Source organism: Aerosakkonema sp. BLCC-F183 (genome assembly GCF_041929145.1).
GTDB lineage: Bacteria > Cyanobacteriota > Cyanobacteriia > Cyanobacteriales > Aerosakkonemataceae > Aerosakkonema.
Window position 1 is genome coordinate 114,804 of record NZ_JBHFNU010000102.1, and the last position, 17,339, is coordinate 132,142.

The 17,339-nt window shown below is 42.8% G+C and carries 15 protein-coding genes; 8 read left to right on the forward strand and 7 right to left on the reverse strand.

Annotated features, from left to right (window positions below; genetic code table 11):
• Positions 1 to 403: 403 nt before the first annotated feature.
• Complete coding sequence (locus tag ACE1CD_RS29610; protein ID WP_374827066.1) at positions 404 to 1,762, forward strand: response regulator; 1,359 nt, start codon at positions 404 to 406, stop codon at positions 1,760 to 1,762.
• Positions 1,763 to 1,774: 12 nt separating this feature from the next.
• Here the strand turns inward: ACE1CD_RS29610 and ACE1CD_RS29615 are convergent, their stop codons facing one another.
• Positions 1,775 to 2,560, reverse strand: a complete 786-nt coding sequence (locus tag ACE1CD_RS29615; protein WP_374800048.1) for a sulfite exporter TauE/SafE family protein — start codon at positions 2,558 to 2,560, stop codon at positions 1,775 to 1,777.
• Positions 2,561 to 3,038: 478 nt separating this feature from the next.
• Here ACE1CD_RS29615 and ACE1CD_RS29620 point away from each other — a divergent pair, with 478 nt between their 5' ends.
• The 3 genes from ACE1CD_RS29620 to ACE1CD_RS29630 all read left to right on the forward strand — a co-directional run bounded on the left by ACE1CD_RS29620 (position 3,039) and on the right by ACE1CD_RS29630 (position 7,258).
• Complete coding sequence (locus tag ACE1CD_RS29620; RefSeq protein WP_374800050.1) at positions 3,039 to 4,364, forward strand: NAD(P)/FAD-dependent oxidoreductase; 1,326 nt, start codon at positions 3,039 to 3,041, stop codon at positions 4,362 to 4,364.
• 297 nt (positions 4,365 to 4,661) lie between these two features.
• Positions 4,662 to 5,123 (forward strand): pentapeptide repeat-containing protein, encoded by a 462-nt coding sequence (locus ACE1CD_RS29625; protein WP_374800052.1) that lies wholly within the window; start codon positions 4,662 to 4,664, stop codon positions 5,121 to 5,123.
• Between the two features lie 530 nt (positions 5,124 to 5,653).
• Positions 5,654 to 7,258, forward strand: coding sequence for a helix-turn-helix domain-containing protein (locus tag ACE1CD_RS29630; RefSeq protein ID WP_374827067.1), 1,605 nt, complete (start codon positions 5,654 to 5,656; stop codon positions 7,256 to 7,258).
• Positions 7,259 to 7,505: 247 nt separating this feature from the next.
• Here ACE1CD_RS29630 and pstB read toward each other — a convergent pair whose 3' ends face one another.
• The 5 genes from pstB to ACE1CD_RS29655 form a co-directional block, all read right to left on the reverse strand.
• Positions 7,506 to 8,366, reverse strand: coding sequence for a phosphate ABC transporter ATP-binding protein PstB (gene pstB, locus ACE1CD_RS29635; protein WP_374827068.1), 861 nt, complete (start codon positions 8,364 to 8,366; stop codon positions 7,506 to 7,508).
• A 20-nt stretch (positions 8,367 to 8,386) separates the two neighbouring features.
• The gene (gene pstA, locus ACE1CD_RS29640; RefSeq protein ID WP_374800058.1) at positions 8,387 to 9,292 is read right to left on the reverse strand and encodes a phosphate ABC transporter permease PstA; all 906 of its coding nucleotides are present in this window, start codon (positions 9,290 to 9,292) and stop codon (positions 8,387 to 8,389) included.
• A 28-nt stretch (positions 9,293 to 9,320) separates the two neighbouring features.
• Positions 9,321 to 10,322, reverse strand: coding sequence for a phosphate ABC transporter permease subunit PstC (gene pstC, locus ACE1CD_RS29645; protein ID WP_374827069.1), 1,002 nt, complete (start codon positions 10,320 to 10,322; stop codon positions 9,321 to 9,323).
• Positions 10,323 to 10,431: 109 nt separating this feature from the next.
• Positions 10,432 to 11,481 carry a phosphate ABC transporter substrate-binding protein PstS gene (pstS, locus tag ACE1CD_RS29650; RefSeq protein WP_374827070.1) on the reverse strand — a complete coding sequence of 350 codons (1,050 nt, stop codon included), beginning with the start codon at positions 11,479 to 11,481 and terminating at the stop codon, positions 10,432 to 10,434.
• 344 nt (positions 11,482 to 11,825) lie between these two features.
• Positions 11,826 to 13,268: an NYN domain-containing protein gene (locus ACE1CD_RS29655; protein ID WP_374827072.1), complete on the reverse strand. Its 1,443-nt coding sequence runs from the start codon at positions 13,266 to 13,268 to the stop codon at positions 11,826 to 11,828.
• Positions 13,269 to 13,340: 72 nt separating this feature from the next.
• Here ACE1CD_RS29655 and ACE1CD_RS29660 point away from each other — a divergent pair, with 72 nt between their 5' ends.
• Positions 13,341 to 14,849, forward strand: a complete 1,509-nt coding sequence (locus ACE1CD_RS29660; protein ID WP_374827073.1) for a UbiD family decarboxylase — start codon at positions 13,341 to 13,343, stop codon at positions 14,847 to 14,849.
• 163 nt (positions 14,850 to 15,012) lie between these two features.
• Positions 15,013 to 15,417 carry a DUF6232 family protein gene (locus ACE1CD_RS29665; RefSeq protein WP_374800070.1) on the forward strand — a complete coding sequence of 135 codons (405 nt, stop codon included), beginning with the start codon at positions 15,013 to 15,015 and terminating at the stop codon, positions 15,415 to 15,417.
• 294 nt (positions 15,418 to 15,711) lie between these two features.
• Here ACE1CD_RS29665 and ACE1CD_RS29670 read toward each other — a convergent pair whose 3' ends face one another.
• Positions 15,712 to 16,134, reverse strand: a complete 423-nt coding sequence (locus ACE1CD_RS29670) for a hypothetical protein (RefSeq protein WP_374800072.1) — start codon at positions 16,132 to 16,134, stop codon at positions 15,712 to 15,714.
• 135 nt (positions 16,135 to 16,269) lie between these two features.
• Here ACE1CD_RS29670 and ACE1CD_RS29675 point away from each other — a divergent pair, with 135 nt between their 5' ends.
• The gene (locus ACE1CD_RS29675) at positions 16,270 to 17,052 is read left to right on the forward strand and encodes a DUF4058 family protein (RefSeq protein WP_374800074.1); all 783 of its coding nucleotides are present in this window, start codon (positions 16,270 to 16,272) and stop codon (positions 17,050 to 17,052) included.
• 42 nt (positions 17,053 to 17,094) lie between these two features.
• Positions 17,095 to 17,337 carry a type II toxin-antitoxin system HicB family antitoxin gene (locus tag ACE1CD_RS29680; RefSeq protein ID WP_374800076.1) on the forward strand — a complete coding sequence of 81 codons (243 nt, stop codon included), beginning with the start codon at positions 17,095 to 17,097 and terminating at the stop codon, positions 17,335 to 17,337.
• The last annotated feature ends 2 nt before the right edge of the window (positions 17,338 to 17,339 follow it).

The window sequence follows — 17,339 nt, forward strand, 5'->3', positions numbered from 1 at the left end:
TCGTACCTCAACGGATTTCTCTGTACTTCACTCATTTTTTGGTAGGTTGGGTTGAGTGAAGCGAAACTCAACTCAAAAGTTGGGTTTCGTACCTCAACCCAACCTACAAATTGGTTGCGTACCTCAACCCAAGCTACCAATTAGTCGATCGAATAGCAAAAGCTAACTCAGAATAGCCAGAAAGATGGTTTTTGCTACCAGCGATTAAATTATATTAAACTTAAACATATAGGGCTTAGGCATTTTATTGCTTCATCCACTACAGATGTAGAATAAATTCATGAATTTACTCTACATCTAGGGGAAAGTACCTGCTTGCGTAAATACCGATCTAGTAAAGCAAAGGTAAACTTACCATTGCAGAAGAATCTATTTTATAATTCACCCATATAAGGAGAAAAGTATGACAATCGACGCTTCTAAAAAGAGCATTATTCTCGTCATTGACGATAGCCCTACCAACTTGGAAGTGTTGTGTAATTTTTTAGATGAATCCGGCTTTGAAGTTTGGTCGTCTCTCAGTGGAGAAAAGGCGCTGCAAAGGTTAAAAATTGCACAACCAGATCTGATTTTATTAGATGTAGTGATGCCGGGAAAAGATGGCTTTGAAATCTGCCGTAGTTTGAAAAAAAATTCATTAACTCAGGATATTCCTGTGATTTTTATGACAGCCCTCGCTAACACCACTGATAAAATTAAAGGGCTGAAGTTAGGAGCTGTCGATTACATTACCAAACCATTTCAAGCGGAAGAAGTGCTAGTTCGGCTCGAGCTGCATCTCAGGTTACGAAATCTTACTAAGGCGCTAGCTACAAAAAATGAACAGTTAAAGGTAGAAATTAAAGAAAGACAGGCTGTAGAAACAACTTTGCGGGAATTACAACAAGATTTAGAACAACGGGTAGAAGCAAGAACAGCCGAACTCAAGGAAGCCCAAGTCTGGCTTGTGCAATCTGAAAAAATTGCTAGTCTGGGACAATTGGTTGCAGGTATAGCTCACGAAGTAAATAATCCCGTTAATTTCATAGTTGGTAATTTAGGACATATCGATCGCTATTTTGAAGACTTAATCGATTTGCTCAATCTCTATCAAAAATACCTGCCAGAACCACCCACTGAAGTTATAGATAAAATAGAGCAAATTGAGTTGAAGGAGTTGTTGTCAGATTTGCCCAAGGTGTTGAATTCTATGCACATCGGTGCAAGCCGTATTTTAGATCTTTCTTCTTCTTTACGAAATTTTTCTCGCTTGGATGACGCAGGTAAAAAAGTTGTTAATATTCATGAAGGAATTGAAAGTACGCTTCTAATTTTGGGACACCGTTTGAAAGCTAGACCTGACTTTCCGGGTATTAAAGTAATAAAAGAATATGGTGAATTTCCCCTTGTTGAGTGCTATCCCGGACAGTTAAATCAGGTATTTATGAACTTGATCGCCAATGCGATCGACGCGCTAGAAGATAAAATACGCTCTCAAAATATAGATGATAAATATGCAAATTATCAACCCATGATTCAGATTAAAACAGAAGTTATAAAGCGGCAAGTATTAATTCATATTATCGATAATGGCCCTGGTATAAGTGAGGAATTCCAACAACAAGTTTTCGCTCCTTTCTTTACAACTAAGCCCCCCGGAAAAGGTACGGGATTAGGGCTATCTATTTCACAAAAGATTGTAGTTATCAATCACAGCGGACAGTTGACTTGCAGTTCGGTAATCGGACAGGGTACGGAATTTGTGATTAAAATTCCGATTTAGAGCGTTTTGTAACTATCTTTTGATTAAAATAAATAAGGCCACAACTAGGACAAAATAACCAAATCCTTTCTCCAAATCTTTAGGAAGGAAAAACTTTGTGAAATACGTTCCTATGAGGATACCTGCACTAGCAACAGCTGTAAAGGATTCCAGTAAATTCCACTCTACAAACACATGACCGAAGTATCCTGCAAATCCGGTAACTGATTTGAGAGCTAAAATAATCAAAGATGTACCGATCGCTTCTTTCATGGGAGTATTTCCTAGCAATACTAGCGCCGGTATTACTAAAAAACCACCACCAATCCCAACAAATCCGGTAATTATTCCCACTACAAACCCTTCCAATACTATAGCCAGCCATCGGTATTTATGAGGCTCGTTATCCTCATAATTTAACTGGACAATCTCGTCAAATTCATCGGCTTGATTTGCTCCTTTACGAAGCATAGAAATCGATGCTATCAACATGACGATCGCAAAGGTAATTAACTGAATATTCGGTGTAACGATGGGAAGAAAAGTAGCACGAGCGCCAAGATAAGCACCTAACATAGCTGTTGGGGAGAATAAGGCCGCAGTTTTCAAATTTACATTTCCTTGTCGCCAGTGAGGTATCGCACCAATAATACTAACAGTACCAACAATAACCAAGGTCATGGCAAAGGCTGACTTAGCTGGTACTCCCATTATGTAAATTAAAATAGGAGCCGCTAAAATCGATCCTCCACCGCCGATTAACCCCAAGCTAATTCCAATACAAGTTGCTAAAAGATGTCCAATAATCCAAGCCGTCATTGTTTCATTCCATAAAAACTTGGTCTAGAAAGCGTTCCGCTACTTTCAGACATTCCTAAAACGCTTTTTCTCTTGAGCTTTTAAACACGCACTAACTATACGGTTTATTTGCTTATTATTTATGTTTTTCACATATTAATATAAATTTTACAATTTGACAATAGCCAAAAATTTTGCCGATCGGTTAGGGCTCGGTAAACCCTTATTTTAGAGAAAGAAATACTTACGTATCGATCGAACAATATCTCTCTTGCCTTTTTACTCATCTGGCGATCGCAATCAGTACTGCGGGGCGGGGTTGCCTCTTTCCCAGTCCCCAATTTTCGCTGCGATCGAGCTAAGCTACATATTTTATGCTTAAATAGTAATATAAGCAATAAAAAAAATTGAAATAGTACTAAGGTGCAGCAGAAAAGCGTACACCAGCCCTATCAATGGCAGCAAGCTGCCGACGCACATAAGGAGGAAATTAAAAAAGATGGCAAAAGTGGTTGTAATTGGCGCGGGATTGGGGGGGCTGCCCACCGCTTACGAACTGCGACATCTACTGCCGAAAGAACATAAGGTGACGTTAATTTCCGATCGACCCGAATTTACTTTTATTCCTGGGTCGATCCGGGTAGCGCTGAACCTCAAGCCTCTGGAACACATTCAATTAAACTTGCCTGAATTAACCAAGCGGCACGGTATTGAATGGATACTGGGAAGAGTAACAGCTTTTAACCCTGAAACCAAACGCATCACTGTAGAAGAAAATCGAATAGTTGATTGGGATTATGTGGCGATCGCCACAGGTGCTTCCTTTGCCTTTGATGCCGTGCCCGGACTGGGCCCAGATGGAGGTTATACCCATTCAGTTTGTTCGCCCAATCATACTTTAGAAGCGCGAACAGCTTGGCTGAAGTTCTTAGAAAATCCGGGGCATTTGGTAGTAGGAGCAATGGCGGGAGTTAGTTGTTTTGGGCCAGCTTATGAATTTTTGTTAATGGCAGAGTGGGAGTTGCGGCGCAGAGGTTTGCGCGATCGAGTATCGATTACTTTTGTGACGCCAGAACCTTATCTGGGACATTTGGGATTGGATGGTTTGAGTAACTCCAGACAATTAACGGAAAAACTGCTAAAAAAACGAGGAATTGAGGCAGTAACTAATGCGAAAATTACTTCTGTCGATGCGGAAGCGATCGCACTATCTGATGGGCGGAAACTTCCCTATCAATATGCCATGATACTGCCAGCTTTTCGAGGCGTAGAATTTATCGATCGAGTACTTGGCTTGGGCGATCGCAAAGGGTTTATTCCCGTATTGCCTACCTACGAACATCCTCAATTTTCCTCCGTTTATGCCCTTGGCGTGAGCGTGGCATTGCCGGAAACCAAAGAAGTTGCGCCGCTGGGATTACCCAAAACCGGACAAATGACAGAAGCAATGGGATTAGCCGTAACACACAATATCGCTGTTCAGTTAGGTGCGATCGCAGATAATTGCAAAACACCTACGTTGGAAGCGATTTGTTTTGCTGAATTTGGCGATACGGGGATTGCCTATATTGCAGCCCCCGTTTTGCCAGATCCAGAAACAGGTAAACGGCGTTACTCCTACGCTTTGCAAGGACGATGGGTAAACTGGGTGAAAGCAGCATTTGAGAAGTATTTTCTCCTCAAGATGAAGTTGGGATGGGGTTTGCCTTGGTTTGAAATCTTGGGTTTGCGAATTTTATTCGGATTGTCGCTACTGAAAAATTGCGATTCAGTACCGGAGAAGGCCATAGACCTCTCCAAAAAACATTGTAGAGACGTTTCATGAAACGTCTCTACAAGGGTTCAAGGCGTCGCACCTTTAATTTCTGGAGATGTCTGATGAACAAAAATAGTTTGAAAGCTTCTATTAAACGTTAAATTTTAACTTTTGATGTAAAAACAATTAATATTATACAACAAAATAGGCAAGCTGTCAATTAAAATTTTCCACCTAGCCTCAGAGTTGTTCTCCAACTTTCGAGCATCACAGCCAACCTGTGCTTTCGGTCAACATCCAATGCCAAATTTAGTGAGATAATAGAAGAGTGAGGAAAACTACCACCTTCGAGTGAAGGGGAAGATTATGAAACTTTTTCATGTCGCAACATTAAGCTTATTTGCTCCCCTATTTTTGAATAGCCCAGTTCTAGCTGGAAATCCGCTTCACGTGCAACAGCTATTGTCAACTGGTCAATGTTATCGGTGCGATCTCTCAGGAGCCGATCTCAGGAGCGCACATTTAATTGGTGCCGATTTGAGAGAAGCCAACCTGCAAGGTGCCAACCTCACTCGCGCCAACTTAGAAGGTGCCGATTTAACCAATGCTAACTTGGCAGGCGCTGACTTAACTCAAGCTTTTCTCACCAACGCCGATCTTAAGCAAGCAAATCTCGACAACGTAAATTTAACTCGCGCTACAATCTATGACGCTAATGTGTTTCAGGCATCAATGAATAATCTTAATATCACTGATGCCGAGATTTTTAATACAGGGATCGGCATTGGGGGAGAAGATGCTGAGGTTCCAGATTGGCCTAGATACTAAACAACCTATTCAATAATCCTAGAAACCGGGTTTTTCGAGGCTATAGCAACGAAATAAACTCGGTTTTTTTTCTTTATTCTGAGTAATAAATTGGCGCTTGCGTTACTTCAAAGTTAGTATACGTATATACCTACCGTAACAATAAAAAAAACAAGCTCAATAGGTAAAAATGTTTGCCATGAACAGAAACACCAAGTAAAAATGCTTATTTTATAAGAATTAAAACCACAACCTTGTCTAAGATTAATTGGTCAAGACCAATTTAAATTTCTTAGTCTAATCGCTTGCAATTAAGCGATAATTTGCTATGGGTTTTCCCATGCAATGCTTACCGTTAAAGTAAGCAAATAACCCAAGTTGCTAGTTATTAATTTTGAGTCTGTAGGGTGCGTCAGAAGGCAGAATTTTGGCGATTATCATTAATTCTATGGCTCTGACGCACCCTACTTCATGTAAATAGCAACTTGGGTAAATAAACAAGCTAGAAGTTTGACCTAGTATCCCAACTATCAAATATTCCAGATTAGTTTATGGCTTATAAAATTCCAAAGGATTGTGTCGCCTGTGATAGTTGCCGCACCCATTGTCCCACAGGCGCAATTAAAACAGACGAACAAAATTATTGGATAGACGCCAGTCTTTGTAACAATTGCGAAGGCTATTATTCGGAACCGCAGTGTCTAGCTTTTTGTCCGATCGCTTGTCCTGTACCTTCAGAGCCAAAAAAAGGTAGATATAAAGTAGATGTCAGACCTGCAACCAGTCCTGACTTATTCGCCAATGTGAAGAATAATCCGTTTGCATCTTCAATGGTGATGTGGGAACTTTGCAACCTATTAGCACAACGACAATCGTTAGATTGGAAAGTGAATGACGTGGGGCAACCCTATTACGAGAGACAAGTCAACGGAGGGCGGGGAAGAATTGTCCTACACATCACTAATAGCTTAGCTGGTGAATCCGAACCTCTGGCCCGTGAAGAAGCTATTGCAGCTATTGAATCCTTGGATATCAGATCTGCCTGTATGCACTTGATTTACGCTGCACACGCTACGGCGTTGGAAAAGCCTTGGGAGCAAGAGTTTCTCATTAGCGATCGTCAAATTGAGGAGTATTTAGAACTCGACAAACGTAAGGATCTCAGTAAATCGACTAAACTATCCATCATCAAAAAAATTGCCGAACAGCCTTGCACAATAACAGCTTCCTTTTCTTGGCCTAAACAAGGTAAAGTTAACGAATTTTCAGTGGCAGAAAGCCGCTTATGGCACCTGCTAGAAATTCAACATCATTTCCAAGAAGACGAAATTGGTTGTAAATCCCTAGTTGGTTTAACTTTCAAAGTTAGGGCAGGTATTTGGGCGCAATATTTTTTGAACAAACAAGGCTGTAAGCAGCGAACGCATTTTTATCAGTACGGGGTTTTGGCTCAATCCCTCCTAAGCGCTGTGATGAGTATTTGGCAGCAACATGAAGGTGCCGCTCGTATGATGCTTTGGCTGCTATTTAAAACCAAAATGGGAAAAGAACAACGCATTACCGTACCAACCTTAATGCGTGTTGCTTACGGTGAAAAAAGAGTAGGTTATTCCTCTCAAAATAGAGAAGAAAGAAAGCGACTTTTACGAACATTTGAAAGCGATTTAGAATGTTTAAATCGTTATAACCTAAAACCTGTATTCGATCCAGTGACTTATCCACCTGAAATTCAACCACTTTGGGCGAAGTTAGCCGAAATTCCAGATGATGCCGAAGCAGCGTTAGATTTTTGGATTAAGGATGGTAGCAATGGCACACGCATTACAGATGCTAGCCCTCGCGGTAAATGGAATTTGTTAATGAATGCCCGTATTTTATGGTTTGAACTCCCACCAGATTGGGAACAAGTAAGGACTGATACCAACAATAAAAAACAAGGCTCTCGCCACAAAAAGACAAAATTAAAAGAGCAGTCTATCCTTTTACCGGAACAGATTATTATGGCCAGGAAAAATCAGGGAATTAGCCAGAGGGCTTTAGCGCAAATGACAGGTAAAAGCCAAAGTTGGATTCGGGACTTAGAAAAAGGCCGCTTATCTGCGAAATTGGAAGACCAAACGCTACTGCGAAAAGCTTTAGGTTTAAATTGTTCGTGATTGCTGCGGTCAGCTTCTTTCCCTGCTCGGTAACATTTTCCAGAACTAATAGTGGGCAATGCCCACCCTACTGTTTGATGGGAAGTTCGATCGCCTATCAGGTTTTTTCAACTAGATACCGAAACAGAAACCCCCTTTCTAGGCTCGGCGTGCGTAAGTTCTGAAGCACGATCGCAATCGGGATGGGCATCTTGCCCATCCCAGAAAAGGTTCAAAAATTTTGTTATGTAAAAATACAGACAAATAGTTAACCAAAACGACCTGCAATATAGTCGCGAGTGCCTGCTTCAGAAGCATCTGTAAAAATCTTAGCAGTGGGGCCAAATTCAATTAACTGACCGATGCGACTTTCATCGGTATTGAAAAAAGCCGTATAATCGGAAACGCGAGAAGCTTGCTGCATATTGTGCGTCACAATAGCGATCGTCAGTTCCTCCCGCAGAGTTTGCAGCAATTCCTCAATTTTCATGGTAGCGATCGGATCGAGAGCCGAACAAGGTTCATCCATCAGCATAATTTTCGGCTTCACCGCCAAAGCGCGAGCAATACAAAGTCGCTGCTGTTGACCCCCAGATAGTCCCAAAGCAGATTTTTTGAGATTATCTTTCACTTCATCCCAAATAGCGGCACCTTTAAGAGCAGATTCAACAATTTCATCTAATTCCCCTTTCGATTTGCGTCCCGCTACCCTCACACCGTAAGCGACATTATCGTAAATACTCATCGCAAAAGGATTGGGTTTTTGGAACACCATACCAATCTGACGGCGAAGTTTATTGAGATTAACGCGGCGACTGTAGATATTTTGACCGAAAAATTCCACAGACCCTTCAAAGCGTACCTTTCCTTCCAATTCGCTAATGCGGTTCAAAGCTTTAATGAAAGTCGATTTACCGCAACCCGAAGGGCCGATAATCGCCGTAATTTGACCCTGATAGATATCCATCGACACTGAATGCACCGCTTTTTTGTCGCCGTAATAACAGCTTAAATTTTCGACTTTCAAAGCGGGAATTAATTCTTCTGAAGTAGATTGAGGAGCGGTAGACAAACTATTCACCTTGAGAATACCGGGTTTGATTATCTTATCGCGATCGCTGTAATTCATTGTGTTTTCCGAACAAATTTTTAACCTTTAATTCTTGTGCGCGTAACCAAGCGAGACAAAACACTCAGCACCAAAATTAAACTCACCAACACCACCGAAGCCGTCCAAGCCAAATCGTTTTGTTCCGTAAAAGGAGAACTGGCATAATTAAATATAAGAACGGACAAAGAAGGAGTAGGATCGAATAAACCAGTTGGCCAGTTATCGCTAAACAAAGCCGTAAAAATGAGCGGAGCCGTTTCCCCAGCAGCGCGAGCCACAGCTAGCAAAATACCCGTAGTTACCCCAGGTAATGCCGTTGCCACAACAATTTTAAAAGTTGTTTGGAAGCAGTTGGCACCTAAGCCAGCAGAGGCGAGTCGCTGGGAAGTGGGAACAAGCTTTAAGGCTTCTTCTGTTGTGAGAGCTATTACTGGTAACATGAGGATAGAAAGTGCAAAACCGCCAGCCATTGCTGAAAATCCACCCATCGTCAAAACAACAACGGCGTAGGCAAAAACACCAACAATTACAGAAGGAATGCCGGTCAGGACGGTGGTGATAAAACGAATGGCGCTGGCAACTTTTGAGTCTCTGCCAAATTCGGATAAAAATATGCCCGTCATCAAACCAAAAGGTATGCTGATTAAGGAGGCAATTCCTACCATAATTACAGTGCCCAAGATGGCATTAGCAAATCCATTCGCTACCCCTTCCATTCCCACTGGGGCTGGTAGAGAAGTAATACTTTCCCACTTCAGTTTCGGAAGTCCTTGGCGCAAAATGGCAAACAATATCCCTAATAAGGGCAATAGTGCCAAACCTGTAAGCCCAAATGCCAGGAAATTCATGCCATAAGTGAATATTGTTCGACCTATGGGCAAGGGGGTGTAAATTTCTGCGATTTGGGATGCTTCGGGTGGAGAATGAGAGGATATTTTTGTCATTGTCAGAAAAAGCGGATTTTTGAGATTTTTAATGTTTCAGCACTCGCACCATCAGAACAGCAGCCATGTTAACAAGCAAGGTGATAACAAACAGTATTAAGGATAAATACATTAACGCGCCGATATGGATTTTGTCTAGTGCTTCGGCAAATTGAGTGGCAAGAACGGAGGGAATTGTAGAACCGAGTTCCAGTAAAGAAGGGTTAATTTGAGGGGAGTTACCGATCACCATCGTTACGGCCATAGTTTCCCCTAAAGCGCGTCCCAAAGCTAGGGTTGATGCACCTAAAATTCCGGAAATTCCCGTAGGCAAAAATACGCGAAAGATAGTTTCCCAACGGGTAGCGCCCAACGACATGGAAGCGCTTCGCAAATCTCTGGGAATAGCTAATAAAACATCCCGGCTAATTGCCGCTACTGTTGGTACGATCATAATCGATAATATAATACCGGCAATTAACAAACTGGGGCCAGAAGGTGGGGTACTAAAAAGAGGAATCCAGTTGAATCGATCGTACAGCCATTGTTGCAGGGGCAGGAGCGCTGGAATTAATACAAAAATTCCCCACAAGCCGATAATTACGCTGGGAATGGCGGCGGTTAATTCAACTACGAATGCGATTGGCGATCGCACCCACGGCGGCAAAAAATCTTCGCTCGTTACTAAAGCAACTGCTACCCCTACGGGAACTGCTATTAATAGGGCGATTCCAGAAGATACCAGCGTTCCGTAGATGAATGGCAACGCACCGAAAGTTAGCTCGCCGATGTTCCATTCCCTACCCCACAAAAATGCTATCCCGAAACGTGCGATCGCTGGGTGCGCTTGCTGAAAAATTACCCAGGATAACCAAAACAGCACAAAAGCAGTACCGTAGGCAAAAGCGTAAACTAACCGGATAAATCCTTGTTCTAACCAGAGATTTTCTCCCGTTCCATTCATCAGACCAAAGTTAGCGTCAAAACCGTTTTTGATAGAAGATTCTTTGACTGAATTATACTTTTTTTGCGGTTCATTTTTATCTTTCATATTTATTGAATTGTTCCTCACCAGACGAGTAAAGATGATAAAGGATTAAAGATGAAATAGATGCGAGTAATTCCGCCTTTATCCTTTATCCTGACTGACTTGTTGATAATTACTTAACGCTACTGTTGACCGCTTGAACTACCCGATTGGCAACTGAAGGGGGAATGCGCGTGTAATTGAGGTCATCGTTTATTTGCTGACCGCTTGTCATCATCCACTGTACCAGCTTCTTGACAGCATCTGCTTTACCGGGTTGAGTATACTGCTTGTAAACCATTATCCAGGTCAATCCAGAAATAGGATAGCCTTGTGCTGGGTCTCCCAAACTGCTGAAGTTAACGCGGAAATCAGGGTTAAAATTCACCGATTCCAGCGCTTCATTAGCTGCTTGCATAGAGGGAGCAATGTAAGCGCCGCCCTTATTTTGTAATTGTGCCATTTGCAGGCCAGCGGTTTTAGCATAGGCAAATTCCACATAGCCAATTGCACCGCGAGTATTCTTCACACTTTGGGCTACACCTGGATTACCTTGGCCCCGCAGTGGATTTCCAGGCCAGTTAGGGGTAGTGCTAGCAGTCACTCGGCCTCTAAAATAGGGGTTAATAGCACTCAGGTGATTGCTGAAGATAAAGCTTGTACCGCTGCTATCCGCACGCACGGCCAATCTGATTGGCTGATTGGGCAGACTCACGCCAGCGTTAGCAGAGGCAATTCTGGGATCGTTCCAGTTCGTAATTTGACCGGAAAATATAGCGGGAAGCGCTTCGCGAGACAGTTTGAGATTGTTAACTCCGGGCAGATTGTAAACGACTGCCACCGGGCCGCCTGCGGTGGGGACAAATACTACACCCCTACCCACTTGACCGATTTCGTTATCTTTCATCGCCACGTCGCTACCGGCAAAATCTACTGTCCCGGCAATCATTTGCCGAATACCAGCACCGCTACCGACTGCTTGGTAGTTAACGCGAGTATTTGGGTTACTTTGGCTGAATTGTGCAAAATACCGCTGATACAGGGGAGCTGGAAAAGTTGCGCCCGCACCGTTTAAAGTTACTGCTGTTTGAGAAGTTGCCGTATAAACAGCTCCCGCCACAACGCCAACCGTGGCTACAGAAGCCATTACAGCTCGACGCAAGGTAGTGGAAGAAAAAATCATATTCACCCTGCCCTTAAGCACAATGATACCAGTAATTGAGCATCCATAACCCTACAACTTTGTTGGTTAAGGCAAAGAAAATATTGAGATAATTTCCAGTTAATTTTAGGTAAAACTTTGTTTAACTAAGTTTTGTTAAAAATTTAGTTAAAAAATTAATTTTATTGGCACTCAGTTGAAAATTATGTCTCATATAAAGCTGGCACTCTCTAATCGCCAAAACATACCTCTTAAGGGGTACTTTTTAGAATTAGGGGAGAGTGGGGGAGTTGGATAAGAACATTGAGACTGAAAAAGGAAGTAGCTAACCTGGATTTGGGATGAGAAGTTTTTCGGCGGATAGTCTAGGGTTGTGCGATCGCAACTAGCCACTTACCCTTTTTATATTGCACCTTAAAAGAGCTAAAATGTTGCAAAATCTTAAGTAGGTTACCGTCAAACTTCAACTTATCTTTAATAAGCGCATTGATAGATTGTCCGTATTGCCTGTGAAATTCAGTGCCTATAACTTCCAGAGAAACATAACCGCTCGCGGAGTTAAGAATTAATTCATTGATCAGCGTCAGTAACACTTTTTCCAAATCTTCTAAGGAAGTAATTGCAGCAGTATGAAGATTTTTGCTATCATCAGTACCATCGTTGCGATCGCTTTCTACCTTCTTGACTTCTGATATATCGAATAAGGTCACGTAAGGAGGAGATTGACTTGTGGGCTGGTGGACCGCAAAATCCACAGGGTAGTCGCTAAAAATCTCTCTAGATTTTTTGCCAGGGAGATGTGTAGAAACAACTTGACTGATAGTTAAATTGTATTTAGTTTGAAAAAGGTTGGCAACTCTAGATAATTTTATCCACTGCAAACCAGTATTTTGTTGTTCATCTTTTATTAAGCCTTTCAGTTGGGCAATCAATTCGGGCAAGGATGGTATTTCCGGTAAAGCCTTGAGAGAATAGGTTTGTACTTGAGAAGTTTTGCTATTTAATACCACGAGCGCATCTCCTTGCTTGCGAACACGATATACAGTTAATCCGTGGGTTTGCAAAGTATTGCACAAATGAGTTATCCCATTGTCAGAGGAACATACTAAAACTTCTCTAGCATTGGGATAATGTACGAAGATAGATGAGCCCACCGTTGCCATTTTGAAATCGGCACTATCTTTTCCTTGCGGTACGTGAATCAATTCGTAACCGCGCCCGTGAAATTCCAAATCTTGCTTACCCATACTGCGCCAGTTGGCAAAAGCAACTTTAATTTGGATGGGATAGCTACAAACTCCCGCCAAGAACTTTTCTGTGTCAACGTCGAGTTGTAAATTTTCGGCATCTAGAAGTAAGATAGCAATACTATTTGGTTGAGCGACAGAGGGTGCGATCGCACTCTCTAATTTCGGCGATTCTGGTGTGGTAATTGAAGATTCTGTATGTTTACCATCCGTATTTACTCTGCCATTTGGCTGAATTTCTGGCTGACTCAACTGCCGAACTTTTGCCATTAACGACTTAAACTCAACGGATTCAAAAAAGCTGGGAACCAGAAGAAGTATCAAAAACTTTCTCACTTTGATAAGCAATGCCTTTTGGTCGACGACATTGCTGAGTTCTTCTTGCAATCGTCGCAAAAAGATAGATTGACTTTTACCATCGCCCCAGTTAACCTTCCTGTACTTTTCATTCAGCCATTCAGGTTGTTTTTGCTGAATATCAAGGACAGCTTGATAGACACAGGTGCTGATTTTGTCGATAATGGCAGATTCATTCACGTTAGGCTTGGAGTTATCTGGCATAGCCTTCCACGGGCAACGCTGTCGGGGTTCAGTCCATAATATGAGGAAGACAAAGCTTCACATATTTTCATTATGGCCAGAGACTTGCGGGGATTTATCAAATTGCTGGAAGAAAAGGGACAATTGCGGCGGATTGCCGCCAAGGTTGACCCAGATTTGGAAATTGCCGAAATTGCCAACCAGATGCTGCAACGAGGTGGCCCAGGTTTGTTATTTGAAAACGTGAAAGGGTCGCCGTATCCGGTGGCTGTCAACCTGATGGGGACAGTAGAACGGATTTGCTGGGCGATGAATATGGAACACCCAGAAGAGTTGGAAACGCTGGGTAAGAAGCTGAGTATGCTGCAACAACCCAAGCCTCCGAAGAAGATTTCGCAGGCTGTAGAATTTGGCAAGGTGCTGTTTGATGTTTTGAAAGCCAAACCGGGACGCGACTTTTTCCCCGCTTGTCAGCAAGTTGTCATCCAGGGAGACGATCTCGATCTTACTAAAATTCCGATGATTCGCCCTTATCCGGGAGATGCGGGGAAAATTATCACGTTAGGCTTGGTAATTACAAAAGATTGCGAGACGGGAACGCCGAATGTGGGGGTTTATCGCCTGCAATTGCAATCTCCCAATACGATGACCGTGCATTGGTTATCGGTGCGGGGTGGGGCGAGACATTTGCGAAAGGCGGCGGAAAGAGGTAAAAAGTTGGAAGTGGCGATCGCACTCGGCGTTGACCCCCTCATCATTATGGCAGCCGCCACACCCATCCCCGTAGACTTGTCGGAATGGTTGTTTGCCGGACTTTACGGGGGTTCTGGCGTAACTTTGGCCAAGTGCAAAACGGTGGATTTGGAAGTGCCAGCCGACTCAGAAATGGTATTGGAAGGTACGATTACCCCTGGAGAAGTGTTGTCGGATGGGCCCTTTGGCGACCACATGGGGTACTACGGCGGTGTAGAAGATTCACCCCTGATTCGCTTCCAGTGCATGACCCATCGCAAAGACCCGATTTATTTGACCACGTTTAGCGGGCGTCCGCCGAAGGAAGAAGCGATGATGGCGATCGCACTTAACCGCATCTACACACCAATTTTACGACAACAAGTATCGGAAATTGTGGACTTTTTCTTACCAATGGAAGCCCTCAGCTACAAAGCGGCGATTATTTCCATTGATAAAGCATATCCCGGTCAAGCCAGACGTGCAGCTTTGGCGTTTTGGAGTGCTTTACCGCAATTCACCTACACCAAATTTGTGATTGTTGTCGATAAAGACATCAACATTCGAGATCCGCGTCAAGTTGTCTGGGCAATCAGTTCTAAAGTTGACCCGTCGCGAGATGTGTTTATTTTGCCCAATACACCTTTTGATAGTTTGGATTTCGCCAGTGAAAAGATTGGTTTGGGTGGCAGAATGGGAATTGATGCCACTACTAAAATACCGCCGGAAACCGAACACGAATGGGGCGCACCTTTGGAGTCCGATCCCGATGTAGCGGCGATGGTAAAAAGGCGTTGGGCTGAGTATGGATTAGATGATTTGCAATTAGGTGAAGTTAACCCGAATTTGTTTGGTTACGATGTGAAATAGAAGTCAAAAGTCAAAAGTCAAAAGTCAAAAGTCAAAAGTCAAAAGTCAAAAGTCAAAAGTCAAAAATAAGAGGGAGAGGGAAAAGGGAAAATATTAATTCTTCCACTCCCCCACTCCCCGACGCCCGACGCCCGACGCCCTCTTCCCGACGCCCTAGCTATAAATGTCATCTGCATACCCAGAAAAAATTATTTATCAAAAAGGGGATATTTCTGTTACTAGGAGTTTGCTCAAGTATAAAAATATCCAATATCATATTCGCGATATTTATATTTTAAAGCGGGTTGAGCAAAAGCCGGATACGGAACCGCTCGATCGCATAGTAACTGTTGGTGTTATAGTAGCAATAGTTTCTTTTTTGGCTAGGAGCTTATTAGGGATAGCAATAGGCGTTATCATTATTGCATTTGGTATTTACCAATTGAACCAATTGAAAAGTACCTACACTCTGATAGTAACTACAAATAAAGGGGATGAGATTAACATAACTACTGGCAATAGCAAGGAATTAAATGAGATTCATTTAGCTATAGAAACGGCAATAGATATGTTAGCTTATGGGATATGATTTACCCCACCCCCCAACCCCCTCCCCGTCTACGGGGAGGGGGGGTAAGATGAGGGAAAGCTTGTAGATTAGTGATAATAGAATCTTATTTAACTGTAGGGTGGGTTAGGCAGGGACAATAATTTCAGCGTTAAAAGCAATAATTAATTGACCGTGCCGTAACCCACCATATCACCAAATCTGTAATACAAAAAGCATTTTCACCATCAATCCGAAACAGCCTCAACAGACATCTTCAAAAAAGAATCTCAAAGGCAGGCAGGATGCCTACCCCACAAGAATTTTTGGAGATGTCTATTGAGTAGCCACATCTTTACTAACGGGGTTGCGGGTGCGTTGTTCGATGTCTTCAAGAGTTTGCAGTACCAAACGTTTAGCTTGTAACTTCCAACCCCATTTTTGCAGTGCGATCGCAACAGCAGTACCTGCAATTGTAGCAATAAAGTCAACTGGCTGCGAGAGGGAAATACCCAGTAGCAATCCCAGTCCAGCAATACCCCAAAACGGCAATGCGACCGTCTGACGTTGTTTTTCTACCAACTGGCTCAAAAAATCTGTTGGTATTTCAGCAAGCAACGCTTCTTTCACCTGTCGTTGTTCCGCCGCAGTCACAGATAAGCCAATTTTTTGACGGAGTTTTTCAATTTTGCGAGCATCGGTGCTGTACTGTGTCAGTTCATCCTCTGCCATCAGGATTAAGCGATCGTATTGTGCCATATTTCACTTTTATGCTACGCATTTCAGTTTATCATTTTAGGGCTTTTAGTTAGGACAGACTTCGAGCGGTGTATGCTTATAATATGACAAACAAGCTAACAATGGGATATATGCGATCGTCTTAGAGGTACTTTTATGCCTTCGACCTTTCCGGGAATGAATCCCTATTTAGAAAATCCTGACTTTTGGCCAGGAGTACACCACTTACTGATCGGCGAGCTATTGAGGTTTTTGGCTCCTCAATTGCGTCCTAAGTACATAGTCGCCGTTGAAGTGCGAATGTATGAAACTGGAGGGGAAGATTTGCTAGTGGGAATTCCCGATGTGGTGGTACAAAGTCCTCTGACTGAAACAAACCCCGCCACAACAAATGTTGCTGTCGCTGCACCTCCAGCACAACCTGTGACAGTAACAATTCCCGTACCTGAAATTCGCAAACAGGGATATTTAGAGATTCGCGAAGTGGAGACAAAAGAAGTAGTAACGGCGATAGAAATTCTCTCACCTGTTAACAAACGTTCTGGGGAAGGACGGAAAGCATACGAAGCTAAACGGCAAAAAGTATTGGGAAGTTTGACAAATTTAGTAGAAATTGATTTATTGCGAAGCGGTCAAGCAATGCCATTTTTCAGTAATGGGATTCAGAGTCAGTATCGGATCTTGGTTTGTCGGAGTGCTAAGCGTCCTTTAGCCGATTTATATGCGTTTAATTTACAAAATGAAATTCCTAAGTTTCCTATCCCTTTACAGTCAGGAGATGTTGAGCCAGTAGTCGATTTGCAAGCATTATTAAATAGTGTGTATGACGTAGCGGGTTACGATATGCGGATAGATTATAGAAGGGAAGCAGTACCGCCACTATCGGAATCAGATGCAGTTTGGGCTGATGCGCTGTTGCGAGAGCAAGGACTGCGATAATGATTTCGATGTTTTCTGATTGAACTTAATTAGAGGTAGATAATGATTCAAAAATATATTCAAAAGGCGATGGAAGCGGCACACTACGAGATGCTTGAGGAGGATGAAGGATTTTATGGCGAAATTCCTGGCGCAACTGGTGTATGGGCAACAGGTAATACGTTGGAAAGTTGTCGTGAAGAACTATTAGAAGTGCTGCAAGAATGGGTACTCGTTGGGATTGCTATGGGTCATCAACTGCCAGAATTCGCCGGCGTTTCCTTAAAAGTCGAATCTGTCACCTGATG

Excerpts from the sequence above, each read along its gene's own strand:
- ACE1CD_RS29610 (WP_374827066.1), top strand. The coding sequence starts at position 404 with ATGACAATCGACGCTTCTAAAAAGAGCATTATTCTCGTCATTGACGAT.
- ACE1CD_RS29615 (WP_374800048.1), bottom strand. The coding sequence starts at position 2,560 with ATGACGGCTTGGATTATTGGACATCTTTTAGCAACTTGTATTGGAATT.
- ACE1CD_RS29620 (WP_374800050.1), top strand. The coding sequence starts at position 3,039 with ATGGCAAAAGTGGTTGTAATTGGCGCGGGATTGGGGGGGCTGCCCACC.
- ACE1CD_RS29625 (WP_374800052.1), top strand. The coding sequence starts at position 4,662 with ATGAAACTTTTTCATGTCGCAACATTAAGCTTATTTGCTCCCCTATTT.
- ACE1CD_RS29630 (WP_374827067.1), top strand. The coding sequence starts at position 5,654 with ATGGCTTATAAAATTCCAAAGGATTGTGTCGCCTGTGATAGTTGCCGC.
- pstB (WP_374827068.1), bottom strand. The coding sequence starts at position 8,366 with ATGAATTACAGCGATCGCGATAAGATAATCAAACCCGGTATTCTCAAG.
- pstA (WP_374800058.1), bottom strand. The coding sequence starts at position 9,292 with ATGACAAAAATATCCTCTCATTCTCCACCCGAAGCATCCCAAATCGCA.
- pstC (WP_374827069.1), bottom strand. The coding sequence starts at position 10,322 with ATGAAAGATAAAAATGAACCGCAAAAAAAGTATAATTCAGTCAAAGAA.
- pstS (WP_374827070.1), bottom strand. The coding sequence starts at position 11,481 with ATGATTTTTTCTTCCACTACCTTGCGTCGAGCTGTAATGGCTTCTGTA.
- ACE1CD_RS29655 (WP_374827072.1), bottom strand. The coding sequence starts at position 13,268 with ATGCCAGATAACTCCAAGCCTAACGTGAATGAATCTGCCATTATCGAC.
- ACE1CD_RS29660 (WP_374827073.1), top strand. The coding sequence starts at position 13,341 with ATGGCCAGAGACTTGCGGGGATTTATCAAATTGCTGGAAGAAAAGGGA.
- ACE1CD_RS29665 (WP_374800070.1), top strand. The coding sequence starts at position 15,013 with ATGTCATCTGCATACCCAGAAAAAATTATTTATCAAAAAGGGGATATT.
- ACE1CD_RS29670 (WP_374800072.1), bottom strand. The coding sequence starts at position 16,134 with ATGGCACAATACGATCGCTTAATCCTGATGGCAGAGGATGAACTGACA.
- ACE1CD_RS29675 (WP_374800074.1), top strand. The coding sequence starts at position 16,270 with ATGCCTTCGACCTTTCCGGGAATGAATCCCTATTTAGAAAATCCTGAC.
- ACE1CD_RS29680 (WP_374800076.1), top strand. The coding sequence starts at position 17,095 with ATGATTCAAAAATATATTCAAAAGGCGATGGAAGCGGCACACTACGAG.